The sequence below is a fragment of the Streptomyces endophyticus genome, from assembly GCF_035798155.1.
In the GTDB taxonomy this organism is placed as follows: Bacteria; Actinomycetota; Actinomycetes; order Streptomycetales; family Streptomycetaceae; genus Streptomyces; species Streptomyces endophyticus.
On sequence record NZ_JAOZYC010000149.1, the window covers coordinates 107,473 to 127,517 of the forward strand.

Sequence of the window (20,045 nt, forward strand, 5' to 3'; positions counted from 1 at the left end):
TGCACAGTCCATAGGAACGGTAGGGAAAACCCCCGGCCGAAGACGCCGACCCGCCCCATGGGCGTGGGCCGCTCCCACGAGGAGGCTTGGGACAGAGCCGGAGAACGGCTCCCTCGGCACATCTGAGCGGAACGGACGGACACCGATGGCCACGAGTGACTACGGATTTCGCGGGCAGCGCGACGCGTACCCGTACGACGAGGACCGCGACACCAGCCACGGTCACGGCGCCGGTTCGGGTCCCCGCCGGGGTCTGCGGAGGCTGCCGGCCGGGCTGCGGGCGCCGATCGAGGGGCGGGCGTGGCGGGAGTTCGGGTATCTGCTGCTCAGCCTGCCGCTCAGCATCATCGGGTTCGTGTGGGCCGTGACGATGACGTCGCTCGGTGTGGGCCTGCTGATCACGTTCATCGGGGTTCCGGTGCTCGCGGCGGCGCTCGCCGGGGCGCGCGGGCTCGGGGCGTTGGAGCGGGTGCGGGCGCGCGGGCTGCTCGGCGTCGAGGTCGGTACGCCGGAGCCGCTGCGGCCGCGTACGGGCGGGCCGATGGGATGGATCGGGGCGACGCTCAAGAGCGGCGTCTCGTGGCGGCATCTGCTGTACGGGGTGCTGCACATGCCGTGGGCGGTGTTCGGGTTCGCCGTGGGGCTGAGCTTCTGGGTGACCGGCTGGACGATGTTCACGTATCCGCTGTGGCGCTGGGTGTTCCCCACGTGGGTGGGACAGGACGGCATTCAGTTGTACGGGGACGCCGGCCACGCCGTGTACCTGGACAACCCCTTCGAGATCGCGGTGACCGCGGGGCTCGGGCTGCTCGTCACGCTGGCCACGCCGTGGGTGATCCGGGCGCTGACGACGGTGGACCGGCTGATGGTGGTGGGGCTGCTCGGCCCCTCGCGGCTCGCGTCGCGCGTGGTGGAGCTGGAGTCGGACCGGGGCGTCGTGGCCGACACGGCGGCGGCCGACCTGCGGCGCATCGAGCGGGATCTGCACGACGGGGCGCAGGCCCGGCTGGTCAGCCTGGCCATGGATCTCGGGGTGGCCAAGGAGAAGCTCGGCGAGGACCCGGCGACGGCGGCGCGGATGGTGGACGAGGCGCACGGCGAGGTGAAGACGGCGCTGCAGGAGTTGCGGGACCTGGCGCGCGGGATCCATCCGGCGGTGCTGACCGACCGGGGGCTCGACGCGGCGTTGTCGGCGGTGGCGTCGCGGTGCGCGGTGCCGGTTCAGGTGGAGGTCGACCTGGCGGAGCGTCCTGCGCCGGCCATCGAGGGCATCGCCTACTTCACCGTGTCGGAGCTCCTGCAGAACGTGAGCGAGCACAGCCGGGCGACGCGGGCGGAGGTCGATGTGTGGCGGGCGCGGGACCGGTTGATGGTGCAGGTGTACGACAACGGGGGCGGCGGGGCGGTGGCCTCCGGCGGGTCCGGGTTGGCGGCGCTGGCCGGGCGGCTCGACGCGGTCGACGGGATCCTGGTGGTCGAGTCGCCGGCGGGTGGGCCGACGCGGGTGACGGCGGAGTTGCCGTGGCGGCGGGCGTGACACGGGGTTGACCGGGGGATCGTTGCGCCGCACCGGGGTACCTCGGCCCACCCGTGGCCGGGGCTCCGTTCCCGTTGCGCGGCACCGTGCGCCCACCGAATCGTGGCCCGGCCCCATGGCCCCCGTTACGCCGCACCGTGCGCCGCCTTGCCCACCCTGCCGCCCAAGGCGGCAGATTGCCCAAGGCTGTTGCGGCCGACCGCCACGGGTGGGGAGCCGGACTCGGCGGCAGATCGCCCAAGGCGATTGCGGCCGACCGCCACGCGACACCCCCACCCACCCGAGGAACCCCCCCGCGTACACCCCCCGATCCTGGAATGCTGGGGGCATCAGGATCGATCGATCCCGGCGCGCACCGTGTCGGGACGCTCGTGCGCTGGGGGGCCTAAGAACGTGGAGGACAAGGTGCGGGTCGTCATCGCCGAGGATTCAGTGCTGCTCAGGGAGGGCCTGACCCGGTTGCTCACGGACCGCGGGCACGAGGTCGTCGCCGGTGTCGGGGACGGGGAAGCGCTGGTCAAGACCATCACCGAGCTGGGGGATCAGGGACAGCTGCCGGACGTGGTCGTCGCGGACGTACGGATGCCGCCCACGCACACGGACGAGGGCGTGCGCGCCGCCGTGCGCTTGCGGGCCCGGTTCCCCGACCTCGGGGTGCTGGTGCTGTCGCAGTACGTGGAGGAGCAGTACGCCACCGAGCTGCTCGCCGGTTCGAGCCGCGGCGTCGGGTACCTGCTCAAGGACCGGGTCGCCGAGGTGCGGGAGTTCGTGGACGCGGTGGTGCGCGTCGCCGAGGGCGGCACGGCGCTCGACCCCGAGGTGGTCGCGCAGCTGCTCGGGCGCAGCCGCAAGCAGGACGTGCTGGCGAACCTCACGCCGCGCGAGCGCGAGGTGCTCGGTCTGATGGCGGAGGGGCGTACGAACTCGGCGGTCGCCCGGCAGCTCGTGGTGAGCGACGGCGCGGTCGAGAAGCACGTCAGCAACATCTTCCTGAAGCTGGGACTGTCCCAGAGTGACGGGGATCACCGCCGCGTACTGGCGGTCCTGACCTACCTCAATTCCTGAGTATCTGACACCCTGTCAGATACTGCAGGCACCGAAGTGCACCGAAGAACCATCGACCGGCCGAGCGCGTCCTCCACAGGGGAATCACCGTACAAATCGGGGCGACCCGCCGTCTCATTTGGCGGTCCACCATGCGAATCGCCTCAGGAAGGCGACCCTTACAGACGTAGGGTGGGGCCGTGGGAGGGCCGGTGGGACGGCCGTGCCCGCACAGCCGCCTCGAGGGAGGTCCAGTTCAGTGACCAGCCAGGTCAGTAGCACCACCGAGCAGGCCGACGGGACCGACAGCGCTGTTGTCGGCGGGCAGCGCACGTCGGCAGGACAATCGAGCAAGGACGTACGGCGTGTGGACCGGGTGATCATCCGGTTCGCGGGTGACTCCGGTGACGGCATGCAACTCACCGGGGACCGCTTCACTTCGGAGACCGCGTCGTTCGGCAACGATCTCTCCACGCTGCCGAACTTCCCGGCCGAGATCCGCGCCCCCGCAGGGACGCTGCCGGGCGTGTCCTCCTTCCAGCTCCACTTCGCCGACCACGACATCCTCACGCCGGGCGACGCGCCGAACGTGCTGGTGGCGATGAACCCGGCCGCCCTCAAGGCGAACATCGGGGACGTGCCGCGCGGCGCCGAAGTCATCGTCAACACCGACGAGTTCACCAAGCGGGCGATGCAGAAGGTGGGCTACGCGGAAAGTCCCCTGGAGGACGGTTCGCTCGACGGGTACCACGTGCACCCGGTGCCGCTGACGACGCTGACCGTCGAGGCGCTGAAGGAGTTCGAGCTCTCGCGCAAGGACGCGGGGCGCTCCAAGAACATGTTCGCGCTGGGGCTGCTGTCGTGGATGTACCACCGGCCGACCGAGGGCACGGAGAAGTTCCTCAAGGCCAAGTTCGCCAAGAAGCCCGAGATCATGAAGGCCAACCTGGCGGCGTTCCACGCGGGCTGGAACTTCGGTGAGACGACCGAGGACTTCGCGGTCTCCTACGAGGTCGCCCCCGCCTCCACCGCCTTCCCGACCGGCACCTACCGCAACATCTCCGGGAACCTGGCCCTGTCCTACGGACTGATCGCCGCGTCCCGGCAGGCGGACCTGCCGCTGTACCTGGGCTCGTACCCGATCACTCCGGCGAGCGACATCCTCCACGAGCTGAGCAAGCACAAGAACTTCGGTGTGCGCACCTTCCAGGCCGAGGACGAGATCGCCGGGATCGGCGCCGCGCTCGGCGCGGCCTTCGGCGGCTCCCTGGGCGTCACCACGACGAGTGGCCCCGGTGTCGCGCTCAAGTCCGAGACCATCGGCCTCGCCGTGAGCCTCGAACTGCCGCTGCTCGTCATCGACATCCAGCGCGGCGGCCCCTCCACGGGCCTGCCGACCAAGACCGAGCAGGCGGACCTGCTCCAGGCCATGTACGGGCGCAACGGCGAGGCACCGATCCCGATCGTCGCCCCCCGCACACCCGCCGACTGCTTCGACGCGGCGCTGGAGGCGGCCCGGATCGCGGTCACCTACCGCACCCCGGTGATGCTGCTCTCGGACGGCTACCTGGCCAACGGCTCGGAGCCGTGGCGCATCCCCGAGGTCGACGGACTCCCGGACCTGCGCGTCCAGTTCGCGTCCGGCCCGAACCACACCACCGAGGACGGCACCGAGGTCTACTGGCCGTACAAGCGCGACCCACAGACCCTCGCGCGCCCCTGGGCGATCCCCGGCACACCCGGTCTTGAGCACCGGATCGGCGGCATCGAGAAGCAGGACGGCTCGGGCAACATCTCGTACGACCCGGCCAACCACGACTTCATGGTCCGCACCCGGCAGTCGAAGATCGACGGCATCGAGGTGCCCGACGTCGAGGTCGACGACGCCACCGGCGAGGCCCGCACGCTCGTCCTCGGCTGGGGCTCGACGTACGGCCCGATCACGGCCGCGGTGCGCCGCCTGCGCACGGCCGGTGAGCACATCGCGCAGGCCCATCTGCGCCACCTCAACCCGTTCCCGCGGAATCTGGGCGAGGTCCTGAAGCGTTACGACAAGGTGGTGATCCCCGAGATGAACCTCGGTCAGCTCGCCACGCTCGTACGGGCGAAGTACCTGGTGGACGCCAACAGCTACAACCAGGTCAACGGAATGCCGTTCAAGGCTGAGCAGCTCGCCACCGCTCTCAAGGAGGCCATCGATGGCTGACACCCAGACCAGCCAGACCAGGGAGTCCCGGGAGGCCGGCGGCCAGGCCACGGAAGAGGCTCCGGGGGAGGCCGGGGACGGCGCGGAGACGCTTCTGTCGCTGGTCCCCAAGGCCGAGGCCAAGCAGTCCATGAAGGACTTCAAGTCCGATCAGGAAGTGCGCTGGTGCCCCGGCTGCGGCGACTACGCGGTCCTCGCCGCCGTGCAGGGCTTCATGCCCGAGCTCGGCCTGGCGAAGGAGAACATCGTCTTCGTCTCCGGCATCGGCTGCTCGTCCCGCTTCCCGTACTACATGAACACGTACGGGATGCACTCCATCCACGGCCGCGCCCCGGCCATCGCGACCGGACTCGCCTCCTCGCGGCGGGACTTGAGCGTGTGGGTCGTGACCGGTGACGGCGACGCGCTGTCCATCGGCGGCAACCACCTCATCCACGCCCTGCGCCGCAATGTGAACCTGAAGATCCTGCTGTTCAACAACCGGATCTACGGACTCACCAAGGGCCAGTACAGCCCGACCTCCGAGGTCGGCAAGATCACCAAGTCGACGCCCATGGGCTCGCTCGACGCGCCCTTCAACCCGGTGTCGCTGGCGATCGGCGCGGAGGCGTCCTTCGTGGCCCGCACCGTCGACTCCGACCGCAAGCACCTCACGTCGGTGCTGCGGGCGGCGGCCGACCACCAGGGCACGGCGCTCGTCGAGATCTACCAGAACTGCAACATCTTCAACGACGGCGCCTTCGAGGTCCTCAAGGACAAGCAGCAGGCCGAGGAGGCGGTCATCCGCCTCGAACACGGGCAGCCGATCACCTTCGGCTCCGACGCCTCGAAGGGGGTCGTGCGCGACACGGCCACCGGCGACCTCAGGATCGTGCCGGTCACGGAGGACAACAAGGCGGACATCCTGGTCCACGACGCCCACGCGACGTCCCCGACCACGGCCTTCGCGCTCTCCCGGCTCGCCGACCCCGACACCCTGCACCACACCCCGATCGGCGTCCTGCGCGATGTCGAACGGCCCGTCTACGACGTGCAGATGAGCGATCAGCTCGACGCCGCGATCGAGCGGGACGGCAAGGGCGAACTGGGTGCGCTGCTCGCAGGCGGCGACACCTGGACCGTCGTGGGCTGAGCGCCCCGCGGGTGTACGACGAGGGCCTGGCGCGGAGTTCCGCGCCAGGCCCTCGCGCGTTTCAGAGCTTCCTCACGGACCCTCGGGGGCCCTGACCTCGTCGTACGCCTGGCGCGCCGCCTTCACCTCGGGCAGCCGCCGGTCCGTCCAGTCCGCGAGCGCGCGGACCTGTGCGGCGGCCTCGCGGCCGAGTCCGGTGAGCGAGTAGTCGACGCGGGGCGGGATCACGGGCTTGGCGTCGCGATGGACGACTCCGTCGCGCTCCAGGGTCTGCAGTGTCTGCGCGAGCATCTTCTCGCTGACCCCGCCGATCTCCCGGCGCAGCTCGCTGAACCGGTACGAGCGCTCCTCCAGCGCCATCAGCACGAGGACCCCCCACCGGCTGGTGACGTGCTCCAGGACCAGTCGCTGCGGGCACATGCCCGCTTCGGTCGTCGTCCACTCCCGCACCCTGCTCACTGTCACACCAGTACCTTACTTCAAAGTGGGTACTTACGAATTCTTAGTGCTGGAACTACGGTGGAGGAGAACCGCCTCATCAAGGAGATTTCAGACATGAGCTTCGTCGTCACCGGTGCCACCGGCCACCTCGGCCGTCTGGTCGTCACGCAACTGCTCGACGCGGGCGTCCCCGCCGCCGGGATCGCCGCCGTCGTGCGGGACAAGGACAAGGCCGCCGACCTCGCGGGCCGCGGGGTCGAGCTGCGCGTCGCCGACTACAGCGCGCCCGAGACGCTCGACGGCGCCTTCCGCGCGGGCGACCGCGTACTGCTGGTCTCCGGCAGCGAGGTCGGGCAGCGCGTCGCGCAGCACCAGGCCGTGATCGACGCGGCGAAGAAGGCCGGCGTCGCCCTGCTCGCGTACACCGGTGTGCTCGGCGGCCCGGACGCCGACTTCGCGCTCGCCGCCGAGCACAAGGTCACCGAGCAGGCGATCCTCGACTCCGGCCTGCCGTACACGTTCCTGCGCAACGGCTGGTACCACGAGAACTTCACCGGGAACCTGGCCCCGGTCCTGGAGCACGGCGCGGTCGTGGCCAACGCGGGCGAAGGCCGGTACGCCTCCGCCTCCCGCGCCGACTTCGCCGCGGCCGCCGTCGCCGTACTCACCGGCGAGGGCCACGAGAACAAGGCGTACGAGCTGAGCGGCGACGTCGCGTGGTCGCTCGCCGAGTACGCCGCCGAGGTCGCGCGGCAGTCCGGCAAGGAGATCGTCTACCGGTCCGTCACGCCCGAGCAGAACCGGGAGATCCTGCTCGGCGCGGGCCTGCCCGCTCCGTTCGCCGACATCCTCGTGGGCGTGGACACCGCGGTCGAGAAGGGGCTGCTCGCGCGGCAGAACGGCGACCTCGCGCGGCTCATCGGCCGGCCCACCACCCCGATCGCCGACGCCATCGCCGACGCACTGCGCTAGCCGTACCCACCCCCGGCACAGGCGTCAGGACCGTATGGCGATACGGGCATGACGGGCGGGGCCCGGCGGCGCTACCTTCGTGGGGGCCGCCGCGGGGCTGCCTGTGTCACGAGGGAGGGTCCATGCAGGACGGAGCGGGCGCGGAACCGGACGGGCGGGGCGAGACCCGGAACGAGGGGCGCACCGGTCTCCTCAACGGGTTCGCCGCGTACGGGATGTGGGGCCTCGTCCCCCTGTTCTGGCCCCTGCTCAAGCCCGCGGGCGCCGTGGAGGTGCTGGCCCACCGGATGGTGTGGGCGCTGGTCGTCGTGGGCCTCGCGCTGCTCTTCGTACGGAAGTGGGGCTGGGCGCGCGAGCTGATCCGGCAGCCGAAGCGGCTGGGGCTCGTCACGATCGCCGCGGCCGTCATCACGGTCAACTGGGGCGTCTACATCTGGGCCGTGAACTCCGGCCATGTCGTCGAGGCCTCGCTCGGGTACTTCATCAACCCGCTCGTCTCGATCGCGCTCGGCGTCCTGCTCCTGAAGGAGCGGCTGCGGCCCGCGCAGTGGGCGGCCGTCGGGACGGGCGTCGTCGCCGTCCTCGTGCTCGCCGTCGGATACGGGCAGCCGCCGTGGATCTCGCTGGTGCTCGCGTTCTCGTTCGGCACGTACGGGCTCGTGAAGAAGAAGGTGAACATGAGCGGCCTGGAGTCGCTCGCCGCCGAGACCACCGTGCAGTTCCTGCCCGCGCTCGCCTATCTGCTGTGGCTGACGGCCCAGGGGCGGTCGACCTTCGGTACGGAGGGCGTGGGGCACGCCGCGCTGCTCGCGTCGTCCGGGCTCATCACGGCCCTGCCGCTGGTGTGCTTCGGGGCGGCGGCGATCCGGGTGCCGCTGTCGACGCTGGGACTCCTGCAGTACCTGACGCCCGTCTTCCAGTTCCTGCTCGGGATCTGGTACTTCCACGAGGCGATGCCCGCCGAGCGGTGGGCCGGGTTCTCCCTGGTGTGGCTGGCGCTCATTGTGCTGACCTGGGATGCGCTGCGTACGGCGCGGATCAACCGGACCCGGCTGGCCGAAGCGGCGGCGGAAGCGGCGCGCCAGGCGGCAACTTCCGCCCCCGCGGAGGAAGTTCGGCCTATAACTGGTGCATGACCCTGCACTGGAAGCTCGTCGTCGACGCCGCCGACCCGCACGCACAGGCCGAGTTCTGGGCGGCCACCCTCGGCTACGAGATCGAGGACAACGCCGCGCTGATCGAACGCCTCCTCGGGTTCGGCGCGGTGAGCGAGGCGGACACCGTGACGCGGTGGGGGCGCCGGTCCTTCCGTGACCTGGTCGCCGTGCGCCACCCCGACGACCCGGTGGCCGCGGACACCGGCACCGGGCTCGGCCGCCGGATCCTGTTCCAGCGGGTGCCCGAGGTCAAGAACGGCAAGAACCGGCTGCACATCGACGTACACGCCGAGGCCGGGCAGCGGGCGGCCGAGGCCGAGCGGCTCACCGGCCTCGGCGCGCGCGTGCTGAACGAGGTGAAGTCGCAGGGCGGGGAGTGGCTGGTGATGGCCGATCCCGAGGGGAACGAGTTCTGCGTCCAGTGATCCGGCGCGGCCCGTCGACCCGGCGGGCGGGCGGTCACCAACTCTTCGCTGAATCCACCCTGTTCACCTCACAGCCTTCTCCTAACCGTCGGTAACGTGTGTTCGACCGTCCGGGCGGTCGATGCCGAGTCGCGTCCCGCCCGCGCGCCTTCGCCACTCGTTCTGCTCCTGGAGGAGCCTTGACCTACGCACGCCTCCTGGGCGCCTGCACCGCACCGTGCCCGGATCACAGGGGCGGTTCGTGATGGGGGACTTCACCGGCGGACTCGTGATCGCCCTGCTGCTGTTCCTGCTCTTCATCGGCGCCTGCCTGTTCCTGTCGATGTGGGCCAGCCCCGACCTCCGCGTCGGGGACGAGTTCTTCCGCGTCAGCGAGGACAAGCGGCTCAGCACCCGCATGACCGGGTTCGCCTACTCCGGCGACATCGCGAACGCCGCCGCCGTCATGTACCTCGTCGGGGTCGTCGCCGTGGCCGGCGGGGACGGCCTGTTCGTCGCCCTGGCCGCGGCGCTGTCGCCACTGCTGATGCGGCAGTGGCTGGCGAAGCGTCTCGCGGGGGCGGGCGGACGCTCGTTCGGTGAGACCGTCGCCCGCCATCTGCCGCCGGGGCCCGGCCGCCGCGCCGCCGGTTTCGCCCTGCTGGCCGCGACGGTGCCGCTGGTGACCGCCCAGTTCCAGCCCCTCGGCGACACGGCCCAGATGGTCGGCATCACCGACCTCGAGACCCGGCAACTGCTCATCGTGCTCATGGGCGCGCTGATCGTCTCCTGCGCGGCGATCGGCGCCACCCGCGGCGCGACCGTGCTGCAAATGGCCAAGATGGCCGGTCTGGTGCTCATCGCCCCGCTCCTCGGCCTGCTGGTCCTGATCAGGTTCGGCGGGAACTTCGGCTCGATCTTCGACGCCGCCGACCGGCAGCGGTCCGGCTCGGCCGGCTCCGGCAGCTATCTGGAGCTGGGCCAGCTCTTCGGCAACGGCCCCGTCGGGTTCGTCGATCTCGCCGCGTTCTGCCTCTGCGTCCTGACCGGCGCGGCCTTCATGCCGTACCTCATCGCGCGCTTCACCGACGCCCCGAAGCCCGCCGACGCACGCCGCGTCGCGGGCGTCGGCTTCGCCGTCATCGCCCCCATGTGCGCCGCGGCCGCCCTCATCGGCTTCGGCGCGGCGGCCCTCGTGCCCCACGAGAAGCTGGTCGCGCAGGGGCAGTTCGGCGGAAACATCATCGCCCGCCTCGCCATCGCCCTGGACGGAGGCGAGGACGGACTCGGCAAGTGGCTGCTGTTCGTGCTCTGCGCCACCTTCCTGATGGTCCTCGCCGCTACCTCCGTCCTCCTGCTCTCCGCGGCCGCCTCCATCGTCCGCGACCTCAGTTCGGGCGGCGCAGTGGCCAAGCCGGAGGGACGCAAGTCCGACGGCACGACGAGCGTCAGCGCGGGCCGCGCCCGCCTCATCATGGTCACCATCGGCGGTGTGAGCATTCTGCTCGCCGCCCTCACCCCCGATGTCAGCCCGCAGTTCTGGCTGATCGTGTCCTACACGGTGACGACCTCGTCGGTGCTCCCGCTCGTCATCCACGGGCTGCGCAGCGACCGCCCGATGTCCGCGGCGGCCATGAAGCGCTGCGTCTACGGGAGCACGGCGGCGATCCTGATCGTCACCTTCTTCTCCCCCTCGGTGTCGGGCACCCCGTACGCGCTCTTCCCCGACCTGGACTGGAACTACTGGCCGTTCCACTCCTCGGTGCTGATCGGCGCCCCCGTCGGCTTCCTCCTCGCCCGGCCACGGCGCGGCGACCGCCCCACGCGGGGCGCCGCAGTGCCCCAGGCCCAGGCCGAGACCCCGTTCCCCACCAGGGCCGGCTGACCGGTGCCCCCGGCGCGGTTCACGAGGTGATGTCCTTCGCCGTGAACCGCGCCCACGCCGCGGAGCCGAACACCGCCGCGTACAAGGCCTGCAGTTCAAGGTTCTTGACCACGTCGTCCCAGTACACCGGTGCCCGCATCAGGTCGGCGAACGACAGCCACTGGTGGGAGAACAAATAGGGCTGGATCGCGTGCAGTTGCGGGATCTGGTCGAGGATCTGGACGGTGATCAGCAGGCCCACCGTCGTCGCCATCGCCGCGATACCGCTGCCGGTGAGCGTCGAGACGAACAGCCCGACGGCCGCGATGCCGACCAGGGACGCCGCGACCACGAGCGCGATCAGGAACGCCCGCCACAGCCCTTCGCCGAAGCCGATCCGCGTGCCGGAGATGGTGACCACGTCGCCGAGCGGGAACAGCAGCGCCCCGGTGAGGAGCGCGGAGACCGCCACCACCAGCGTCGCCAGCAGGCAGAAGGCGAGCACGGTCGCGTACTTGGTGAGCAGCAGGCGGGTCCGGCCCGCGGGGGCGACCAGCAGATAGCGCAGCGTCCCGGCGTTCGCCTCGCCCGCCACGGCGTCGCCCGCGACGACGCCGACCGACATCGGCAGGAAGAACGGGAGCGTCGCGGCGAGTGCCGTGAACACCAGGAACAGACCGTTGTTCGTGATCTGCGCGATGAACGCGGGGCCGCCGCCCCCGCCGGCCGCCCCGTCCCCGCTCGTCTCGATCTTCACGGCCACCCCGATCAGGATGGGCACGCCGGCGAGGACCGCGAGCAGCGCGAGCGTGCGCCAGCGGCGCAGGGTCACGGTCAGCTCGCTGCGCAGCAGCCCGAGGGTCCACAGCGGGTTCGCCGGTGCCGCGCCCATCGTCGGTCCCGCGCCCGCCGTCGGTCCCGCGTCCATCGTTTCAGCCCGCGACATCGAAGCCCTCCCCCGTCAGCGCGACGAACGCGTCCTCCAGCGAGGCCCGCTCGACGCCGAAGCCGCGCACGCGCACTCCCGCGGCGACCAGTGCCGTGTTCAGATCCGCCAGGTCCGTATCCGGAGGCGGCGGTTCGGCCGTGACCCGCTCTTCCTCCGTGTCGAGGACGGTCAGCCCGTTCTCCTTGAGGACGCGGGCGGCGTCGGTCGGGTCCGGGGTGGTGACGGCGAGCTTTCCCCGCACCCCCGCGGCCAGGTCGGCGACAGGGCCCTGGGTGAGGAGGCGGCCCTTTGCCATCACCGCGGCGTGCGTGCAGACCTGCTCGATCTCGTCGAGGAGGTGGGAGGAGAGGAAGACGGTGGTGCCGTCGGAGGCCAGTTCCCGCACCAGGCTTCTGATCTCCCGCATGCCCTGCGGGTCGAGGCCGTTCGTCGGCTCGTCGAGGACGAGCAGCCGGCGCGGTGTCAGCAGCGCGGCGGCGAGGCCGAGCCGCTGCTTCATGCCGAGGGAGTACGCCTTCGCCTTCTTGCCCGCCGCGGCCGTCAGGCCCACCCGGTCGAGCGCCTGCCCGACCCGCTCCTTGCGGGTACGGGGGTCGGCGGTCGGATCGGCGGAGTCGTAGCGCAGCAGGTTGTCCCTGCCGGTGAGGAAGCCGTACAGGGCGGGCCCCTCGATCAGCGCGCCCACCTGCGGCAGCACGGTCCGCACCGCGCGGGGCATGGCATGGTCAAGGACCCGGGCGGAACCCGAGGTCGGCTCGATCAGGCCCATCAGCATCCGGATGGTGGTGGTCTTGCCGGAGCCGTTCGGCCCGAGGAAGCCGAAGACGGCGCCCCGCGGGACACTCAGACTGAGTCCGTCGACGGCGAGCTGCCCGCCGCGGTACCGCTTGCTGAGCTCCCGTGTCTCGATGACCGGCTGCTCCTCCATGCCCCTCCTCCGCATACGGGTGAGGGGGCGGTGCGCACCGCCCCCTCACCGTCAACTACCGCTGATTCAGCCCGCGTTCGCCGCCTTCACCAGCGCGCCCTTGGTGACCGCTCCGGCGTAGGCCTTCCCGTCCTCGGTGATCAGTACGTTCACGAGACGGGTCGAGTAGACGGTGCCGGAGCCGAACTCGCCCTTGACCTGATCGCCCAGGGAGCTCAGGAACTTCTGTGCGTCGGGCGGCATCTCGGCCGAGCCCTTGCCCGCGGCCAGGCCACTGGCCTCCTTCGGCAGCTTCAGTTCGGCGATCGAGGTCCAGCCCTTGCCGATGACGTTCAGGTCGTCGAGGCCACCGGCCTTGAGGCTCTCGGGCCTGCCCGCGCCCTCGTGCCGCGGCGCCTTCTTCAGCTCGTCCGCCTCGGTGACCTTCGTGCCCTTCGACGGCTTGAAGTCGAAGGTGGAGGCGGCCGGCTTCGCGAAGTCGACCTTGGTGAAGCCCGCGTCGACCACGGCCGCGCCGCCACCCGCCGGGGTCAGGCTGAACTTGAGCGGCGTACCGGTCTTCGCGTCCACGGACACGGTGACCGCGCCGACCGTCGAACCGGACTGCTTCGGCTTGATCTGCAGCCGGTACGCGTCCCGGCCCGCGACCTGCGAGGTGCCGTCGACCGAGAACGACGTGGTGTCGCCGCCGGCCTTGAGGATCTCGTCCGTGAGCTCCTTCGGCGTCGCCGGAACGCCCTTCGGGGCCTTCTTCGCGTGGTCGCCCGAGCCGCCCGAGCCGCCTGCGTCCGCGCCCTGCTTCTGCTTCGCGTGGTACGCCTCGTCCGACTTGCTGTCGTAGGCCCACACGTCGTCGCCGTTGTGGATCACGCTGTACTCGGACGCGTCGTCGAGGACCGACAGCTTCTGCCGGTCCGCGCCGTCCGCCGCGACGCGCAGCGTGTGCGAGCCGGTGGCCAGCTCGGTCAGCTTCGACTGCGGGTCGGCCGAGGAACCGCCGCCCCCTTGCTCCCCGCCGCCCATGAGGCCGCCGCCCGCGGCGCCGCCGAGCGAGGGCAGGCCCAGATCCGTCTGGATCTTCACGGTGCCGGAGAGCTGCTCGGTGTCCGACTTGGCGATCTTCTCGATGAGCTGTCGCGCGGTGATGTCCGGAAGATCCGGGTCGCCCGAGCTGGCGAGCGCCGGAACGAGTCCGATCGTCGCCGCGGCCACCCCCACCACGGCCACGGGGACCGCGTAGCGCACGGCCTTGCGGCGGCGCGCGCCGCCCTCGCTGTCTTCGGATGCGTACGGTGCCATGTTCTTGCCCTACCTCCGTGATCGGCGGCGGCTTACCGTCCTGTGCACTCGTCCAGTCTGCGTCCACCCCGAGCCGCCATTCTCACCCGAATTGGTCTGGAGTGGTGTACCCAATCTGACCAAACCGGCCACAAGGAAGCGTCAGACCCCGGGATCAACTCCGCGTACGCCTACGGGATGACACGACGCGGCGGCCCCTCCCCGACCCGTAGGGGGAGACGCCGCCGACCGCGGTACGTGGATCGGGCGTGCTCAGCCGTTCACGAACACGTAGTCCGCCTTGTAGGGCACACCCACGATCGCCCCGAGGTCACAGCTGCCCGAAGGGGCCACTCCGCCCACGGTGTTGAGGCGCAGGATCTCGGTGGTGTCCGCGAGCAGTCCGCGCGGTTTCCCTGACTGGGTGGCCTTGAGGTCCAGTTCGGCGATGTTGGCCGCACCGTTCGGCGTGCGGGAGACGACCGCACCGGTCACGGCACTTCCGTCGGGCGCCACCCACTGCGGCACACCGGAGCCCGGCGCGGTGAACGAGTGCCGGATGTGCCCGGCGAGCACCGCGCTCACATCACGCTGCGCGAAGGCCGCCTTGCCGGTGGCGGGGTCCGTCTTGCACTCGTAGATCTGCCGGCCGCGCACCACGGACGCCTGGAAGTTGTCGAGGGCGCGGCCGAAGTCGGTCGGTTCGGTGACCCGGTGGAGCTGACCGCGGACCGCGCCCTTGGGGAACGCGGCCGTGTGCAGATTGGCGTAGAAGGCACCGGGGTCGGTGGTGAGCCGGTGCAGCAGCGCGCTGTCCTTGACGGTGACGGTGCCCGTGACGCGGTGGCCCTTGGCGCCCGCGAGCACCTTGGTGAAGTCGACCCGTACGTCGCCGTTCGCTCCCTTGGCGGCCTCGTGGAGGTGCAGAGCGGTCGGCTTCCCGACGCCCCGCCACTTCACGGCGACGGCCACCTGATCGCCCTTGACCTGGACGAACTCCAGGGCAGCGCCGTCCTTGTCCCCGGCAGGTACCTCGTTGGCACCGTTGAGGCTGGTGGCGAGGACGGTCCCGGTGGCCCCCGGTTCCGCGGCGAATGCCTGCGGTGCGGCGAGCCCGGTGACTGCCGCGGCCCCGACGGCCGCGGCAACCGCGATCACACGTGTACCCAGTGTGCCCATGTTCAGCTCTCCCCCTACCGGGCCAACGCCCCCTGCGTCGGCCTTCGGGGGGTAATACGGCCGGGGCCCGGCTCACGCTCAACCAAATCAAGCCCCCCGCGACCGGCGGATCACCCCGCCCGATGCACCACCGCATCGCACAGCTCCACCATCGCCCGCTTCGCCTCGCACTCCGGAAGCGGAGCCAACGCCGCCCGCGCCTCCTCCGCGTAGCGCACCGTGTCGCGCCGCGCCTGTTCGAGCGCCGGGTGATCCCTCAGCCGCGCGACCGCCTCGGCGAGCCGCTCGTCGTCGCCGAGGTCCGAGTCGAGGAGCTCGACCAGTTCCTTGTCCTCGGCGAGACCGAGCCGCTCGGCCCGCTCCCGCAGCCGCAGGACCGGCAGCGTGGCGATGCCCTCGCGCAGGTCGGTGCCGGGCGTCTTGCCGGACTCGTGCGAGTCGGATGCGATGTCGAGGACGTCGTCGGCGAGCTGGAAGGCGACGCCGAGCCGCTCCCCGTACTGGGTCAGCACGTCCACCACGGACTCGTCCGCGCCGGACATCATCGCGCCGAAGCGGCACGCCACGGCGATGAGCGAGCCGGTCTTGCCGCTGAGCACGTCGAGGTAGTGGTCGACGGGGTCGCGGCCGTCGGCCGGGCCCGCCGTCTCCAGGATCTGGCCGGTGACCAGCCGCTCGAACGCCTCCGCCTGGATCCGGACGGCGTCCGGGCCGAGGTCGGCGAGGATGTGCGAGGCACGCGCGAACAGGAAGTCACCGGTCAGCACGGCCACCGAATTGCCCCAGCGCTGGTTGGCGCTGGACACCCCGCGCCGCACGTCCGCCTCGTCCATCACGTCGTCGTGGTAGAGCGTCGCGAGGTGCGTCAGCTCGACGACGACGGCGGAGGGCACGATGCCCGGCGCATACGGGTCGCCGAACTGGGCCGCGAGGGTCAGGAGCAGCGGCCTGAACCGCTTGCCCCCGGCGCGCACCAGGTGCTGGGCGGCCTCCGTGATGAAGGGAACCTCGCTCTTGGTGGCTTCGAGCAGTCCCTCCTCGACAGCCACAAGGCCGGCCTGGACATCGGCTTCGAGAGCCTGGTCCCGCACGCTAAGACCGAAAGTCCCGACGACGGTCACGAGTGGGTCTCCTGTCTGCTGACGATCACATGGCGAACTCGGTCGATCATTCGGTCGATGACACGGTTTGTCGATGTGTCGCTGCCATCACTCAAGTCAGCGTATCCGGTCGCGTTTCGATCACAGGTGGCGCCCGCCCGAACACCCTGGACCAGGCGGCTCCGCGACACCACCGGTATGTTCTTGATCAGCACAGACGACCTGGAGTACGCACTTTGTCCCGCACCGAGAACGACACGGGCAGCGCACCGCCCCCTGGTGACGACACGGCCTTCTTCGGCCAGCCGAGGGGCCTGCTCACCCTCTCCGGCCTTGAGGTCTGGGAACGATTCTCGTTCCTCGGCATGCAGGCCATCCTCGTCCTGTACTTCGCCGACACCGTCGCGCACGGCGGCATGGGCATGGACCCCGGCAACGCGGCCTCGGTCTCGGCGGCGTACGGCACGCTCGTCTACCTCGTCTCGGTCGCGGGCGGCTGGCTCGCCGACCGGATCCTCGGCTCGTACCGCGCCGTCCTGTGGGGCGGCATCCTCATCGCCTGCGGACATTACTCGATGGCGGTACCGACACCCACGATGACGTGGGTCGGGCTCGGCCTGATCAGCGCCGGTACCGGCCTGCTCAAGCCGAACGTCGCCTCGATGGTCGGCAAGCTGTACCGGACCGACGACGAGCGCCGCGACGCCGGCTTCGCGCTCTACTACATGGGCATCAACATCGGCGCGTTCGCGGGCCCGCTGATCACCGGCTGGCTCGGTGACCACAAGGGCTGGCACTGGGGCTTCTCCGCCGCCGCCATCGGCATGACGTTCGGTCTGATCCAGTACGTGGCGGGCCGCCGTCACCTGGCCGGGCGCACGGACGCCGCCGAGTACGCGCTGCCGCCCGAGGGGATGCGCCGGGCGGTGCGGCTGATGATCGTGGGCGCGGTCGTGGTGGCCGCCGTCGCGGTGGCCCTGGCCCTGGCCGGGTGGCTGACCATGGGCCGCTTCGTCGACGTCCTCACGTACATCTCGGTGATCGCGCCGATCGTGTACTTCGTGGTGATGTTCAGGAGCCCGCGGGTCACGGCGGAGGAGCGCGGCCGCCTCAAGCCCTACCTGGTCCTCTTCATCGCCTCGGTCGCCTTCAACTTCATCCTGTTCCAGGCGTACTCGACGATGATGCTGCTGGCCGCGTCGAACGCCGAGACGACCATCCTCGGCTTCGAGTTCCCCGCCAGCTGGTACGCCTCCGCGCTCGGCGCCTTCGAGGTGGCCCTCGCGCCCGTCGTGGCCGCCGTATGGGCACGGATGGGCCCGCGCCAGCCGCACGCCTCCAACAAGATCGCGATCGGCGTGATCCTGGGTGGCCTGTCGTTCCTGCTGATGGTGATTCCGACGTCGGGCCACAGCGGCGACACGTACAAGATGGCCGCCTGGTGGATCGTCGGCTCGTATCTGCTGCTCGGGCTCGGCGACATCCTCCTGGAGACGTCCGGCATGTCCGCGACGACCAAGCTCGCCCCCCAGGCCTTCGCCAGCCAGACCATGGCCCTGTGGTTCCTCTCGCTCGCACTTGCGAACGGAATCCAGGCCCAGGTCGTCAAGCTCTACGGCGAGGTCTCCAACCCTGCCTACTTCGGCGTCAACGGCGCGATCGCGGTCGCGGTCGGTATCGCCGTGCTCGCCCTGGCGCCGTGGCTGCGCCGAACCATGCACCCCGTTCACTGAGGTTCTTCCATGACTTCCACGACCCCCCTGCCGAATGCGCCGACGACCCGGACCGAGTTCCCGTTCGGAACGGTCCGCGAGGACATCCGCGTACCCCTGTCCGACGGCACGACGCTCTTCGCCCGCGTCTGGCGCCCGGTGACCGAGGAACCGGTGCCCGTCCTCCTCGAATACCTCCCCTACCGGCTCTCCGACTGGACGGCGCCGCGCGACTGGCAGCGGCACCCCTGGTACGCCGGTCATGGCTACGCCTCCGTACGCGTGGACGTGCGCGGACACGGCAACTCCGAGGGCATGCCGGGCGACGAGTACGACGAGCAGGAGCTCGCCGACGGCGTCGAGGTCGTGAACTGGCTCGCCGCGCGGCCCTGGTCGTCCGGCAAGGTCGGCATGTTCGGCATCTCCTGGGGCGGCTTCAACTCCCTCCAGATCGCGGCCCTGGCCCCCGAGCCGCTGAAGGCGATCGTGACCGTCTGCTCGGCGGACGACCGCTACGACAACGACGTGCACTACATGGGCGGCTCCGTGCTCGCCGTGGACATGCACGCGTGGGCGGCGACGATGCTGGCGTTCGTGTCGCGGCCGCCGGACCCGCAGTTCGTGGGCGACGGCTGGAAGGACATGTGGACGAAGCGCCTCGACGCCGTCGACCCGTTCATCCACACATGGCTCGACCACCAGACCCGCGACGACTACTGGCGGCACGGCAGCGTCTGCGAGGACTACTCCGCGATCAAGGCGGGCGTGCTCGCGGTCGGCGGCTGGCACGACCCGTACCGGGACACGGTGCTGCGGCTCGCCGAGCACCTCCCCGACGAGCAGATGCGCGGCATCATCGGCCCCTGGTCGCACCAGTACCCGGACCGCGGCCTGCCGCCGGGCCCGGCCATCGGCTTCCTCCAGGAGACGCTGCGCTGGTGGGACCACTGGCTGAAGGGCGACGACACAGGTGTGATGGCCGAGCCGAAGCTCCGCTCCTGGATCAGCGACTCGCACCCCCCGGCCACCGTCTACGACCAGCTGCCCGGCCGCTGGGTCGGCGACGCGTCGTGGCCGTCGCCGAACGTCTCCCCCCTCTCGTACGCGCTCCAGGGCCCGCCCCAGATCGTGCGTTCGCCGCAGCACACGGGCCTGGACGCGGGCCGCTTCTTCCCGTTCGGGAACGATGCGGACCTGCCGCCGGACCAGCGCGAGGAGGACGCGAAGTCGGCGTGCTTCGAGTTCGAGGTGCCGCAGGAGGTACGGGTGCTCGGCCGGCCGCGCGTGACGCTGCGGCTGACGTGCCCGGTGGAGCGCGGGCAGGTCGTGGCGCGGGTGTGCGACGTGGCGCCGGACGGCTCCTCGACGCTCGTGACGCGGGGCGTGCTCAACCTGTCCTCCCGACACGGCCGTTCAGAGAACGTGCCGTGGGACCCGGACACCACGGAGGACGTCACCTTCGAACTGAACGGCATCGGCCACGCCTTCCCGGCCGGCCACCGCATCCGGCTCGCGGTCTCGTCCGCGTACTGGCCGTGGATCTGGCCGCAGCCGGGTTCGGAGGCCGGGTTCACGCTCGACCCGGTGGGCAGCTCGCTGGAACTGCCGGTGCGCGGTGGGGAGCCGGGTGGGGACATCACCTTCGACGCCCCGGAACAGTCGGAGCCGCTCGGCGTGGTCTACCCGGAGACGCTGGAGGGGCCGCGCCCCGAGCGCCTCATCGTCCGCGACGTGGCCAAGGGCGAATGGCGCATGGAGGTCGACCCGCGCTACGGCGGCACGCGCCTGTACCCGGACGGCCTGGAGTTCACCGAGGACGCGCTGGAGACCTACGTCATCAACGAGTCCGACCCCCTGTCCGCCCGCACCCGCTCCGACTGGACGATCCGCCTGCACCGCCCGGACCTGGGCTGGGACGCCCACGTGGAGACCCGCTCCGAAATCACCTGCACGGCGACCGAGTTCCTCACGTCGAGCGAGGTGGTGTGCCGCGACGGCGCCGAGGTGGTCTTCCACCGAACATGGGAACAGCGGATCCCGAGGACGGCGGGTTGACCGAGCGGGCCACATCAGGCCCTCGCGACGGGTGAGCAAATCAAGCCCCTGCGGCGATTGAGCAGCGGGGTCCGGGGCGGAGCCCCG

16 protein-coding genes are annotated in these 20,045 nt (G+C 70.8%); 10 read left to right on the forward strand and 6 right to left on the reverse strand.

All coding sequences use genetic code 11. From position 1 onward, the window contains the following. The first annotated feature begins 145 nt into the window (after nucleotides 1-145). The 4 genes from OKJ99_RS29460 (at nucleotide 146) to OKJ99_RS29475 (ending at nucleotide 5,919) form a co-directional block, all read left to right on the forward strand. Nucleotides 146-1,537, forward strand: a complete 1,392-nt coding sequence (locus tag OKJ99_RS29460; protein WP_326020935.1) for a sensor histidine kinase — start codon at nucleotides 146-148, stop codon at nucleotides 1,535-1,537. 405 nt (nucleotides 1,538-1,942) lie between these two features. Continuing rightward, nucleotides 1,943-2,602 carry a response regulator transcription factor gene (locus OKJ99_RS29465; RefSeq protein ID WP_326021069.1) on the forward strand — a complete coding sequence of 220 codons (660 nt, stop codon included), beginning with the start codon at nucleotides 1,943-1,945 and terminating at the stop codon, nucleotides 2,600-2,602. 238 nt (nucleotides 2,603-2,840) lie between these two features. After that, nucleotides 2,841-4,787: a 2-oxoacid:acceptor oxidoreductase subunit alpha gene (locus OKJ99_RS29470; RefSeq protein ID WP_326020937.1), complete on the forward strand. Its 1,947-nt coding sequence runs from the start codon at nucleotides 2,841-2,843 to the stop codon at nucleotides 4,785-4,787. A gap of 130 nt (nucleotides 4,788-4,917) precedes the next feature. Next, on the forward strand, nucleotides 4,918-5,919 hold the full coding sequence (locus OKJ99_RS29475; protein ID WP_326021070.1) for a 2-oxoacid:ferredoxin oxidoreductase subunit beta: 1,002 nt from the start codon (nucleotides 4,918-4,920) through the stop codon (nucleotides 5,917-5,919). Nucleotides 5,920-5,991: 72 nt separating this feature from the next. On the opposite strand, the gene OKJ99_RS29480 is transcribed toward OKJ99_RS29475, so the two are convergent. Next, on the reverse strand, nucleotides 5,992-6,339 hold the full coding sequence (locus OKJ99_RS29480; protein WP_326021071.1) for a winged helix-turn-helix transcriptional regulator: 348 nt from the start codon (nucleotides 6,337-6,339) through the stop codon (nucleotides 5,992-5,994). 135 nt (nucleotides 6,340-6,474) lie between these two features. On the opposite strand from OKJ99_RS29480, the gene OKJ99_RS29485 reads away from it, so the two are divergent. The 4 genes from OKJ99_RS29485 (at nucleotide 6,475) to OKJ99_RS29500 (ending at nucleotide 10,778) form a co-directional block, all read left to right on the forward strand. Further along, nucleotides 6,475-7,332 carry an SDR family oxidoreductase gene (locus tag OKJ99_RS29485; protein WP_326020938.1) on the forward strand — a complete coding sequence of 286 codons (858 nt, stop codon included), beginning with the start codon at nucleotides 6,475-6,477 and terminating at the stop codon, nucleotides 7,330-7,332. Nucleotides 7,333-7,454: 122 nt separating this feature from the next. Further along, the gene (gene rarD, locus OKJ99_RS29490) at nucleotides 7,455-8,468 is read left to right on the forward strand and encodes an EamA family transporter RarD (RefSeq protein ID WP_326020939.1); all 1,014 of its coding nucleotides are present in this window, start codon (nucleotides 7,455-7,457) and stop codon (nucleotides 8,466-8,468) included. Then, the gene (locus OKJ99_RS29495) at nucleotides 8,465-8,914 is read left to right on the forward strand and encodes a VOC family protein (RefSeq protein ID WP_326020941.1); all 450 of its coding nucleotides are present in this window, start codon (nucleotides 8,465-8,467) and stop codon (nucleotides 8,912-8,914) included. The genes rarD and OKJ99_RS29495 overlap by 4 nt, the downstream gene beginning before the upstream one ends. 244 nt (nucleotides 8,915-9,158) lie before the next feature. Further along, the gene (locus tag OKJ99_RS29500) at nucleotides 9,159-10,778 is read left to right on the forward strand and encodes an SLC5/6 family protein (RefSeq protein WP_326020942.1); all 1,620 of its coding nucleotides are present in this window, start codon (nucleotides 9,159-9,161) and stop codon (nucleotides 10,776-10,778) included. Between the two features lie 19 nt (nucleotides 10,779-10,797). Here the strand turns inward: OKJ99_RS29500 and OKJ99_RS29505 are convergent, their stop codons facing one another. The 5 genes from OKJ99_RS29505 to OKJ99_RS29525 form a co-directional block, all read right to left on the reverse strand. After that, on the reverse strand, nucleotides 10,798-11,703 hold the full coding sequence (locus tag OKJ99_RS29505; protein ID WP_326020944.1) for an ABC transporter permease: 906 nt from the start codon (nucleotides 11,701-11,703) through the stop codon (nucleotides 10,798-10,800). Beyond that, nucleotides 11,690-12,634, reverse strand: a complete 945-nt coding sequence (locus tag OKJ99_RS29510; protein WP_326020946.1) for an ABC transporter ATP-binding protein — start codon at nucleotides 12,632-12,634, stop codon at nucleotides 11,690-11,692. Before OKJ99_RS29510 ends, OKJ99_RS29505 begins: the two co-directional genes overlap by 14 nt. A 66-nt stretch (nucleotides 12,635-12,700) precedes the next feature. After that, entirely contained in the window at nucleotides 12,701-13,933 is a 1,233-nt protein-coding gene (locus OKJ99_RS29515; protein WP_326020947.1) for a LolA family protein, read from the reverse strand. 252 nt (nucleotides 13,934-14,185) lie between these two features. Continuing rightward, entirely contained in the window at nucleotides 14,186-15,091 is a 906-nt protein-coding gene (locus OKJ99_RS29520) for a CHRD domain-containing protein (RefSeq protein WP_326020948.1), read from the reverse strand. Nucleotides 15,092-15,201: 110 nt separating this feature from the next. Next, nucleotides 15,202-16,212: a polyprenyl synthetase family protein gene (locus OKJ99_RS29525; RefSeq protein WP_326020949.1), complete on the reverse strand. Its 1,011-nt coding sequence runs from the start codon at nucleotides 16,210-16,212 to the stop codon at nucleotides 15,202-15,204. A 215-nt stretch (nucleotides 16,213-16,427) separates the two neighbouring features. Here OKJ99_RS29525 and OKJ99_RS29530 point away from each other — a divergent pair, with 215 nt between their 5' ends. Further along, entirely contained in the window at nucleotides 16,428-17,924 is a 1,497-nt protein-coding gene (locus OKJ99_RS29530; RefSeq protein ID WP_326020951.1) for a peptide MFS transporter, read from the forward strand. Nucleotides 17,925-17,933: 9 nt separating this feature from the next. Next, on the forward strand, nucleotides 17,934-19,958 hold the full coding sequence (locus OKJ99_RS29535) for a CocE/NonD family hydrolase (protein WP_326020952.1): 2,025 nt from the start codon (nucleotides 17,934-17,936) through the stop codon (nucleotides 19,956-19,958). Nucleotides 19,959-20,045 lie beyond the last annotated feature (87 nt).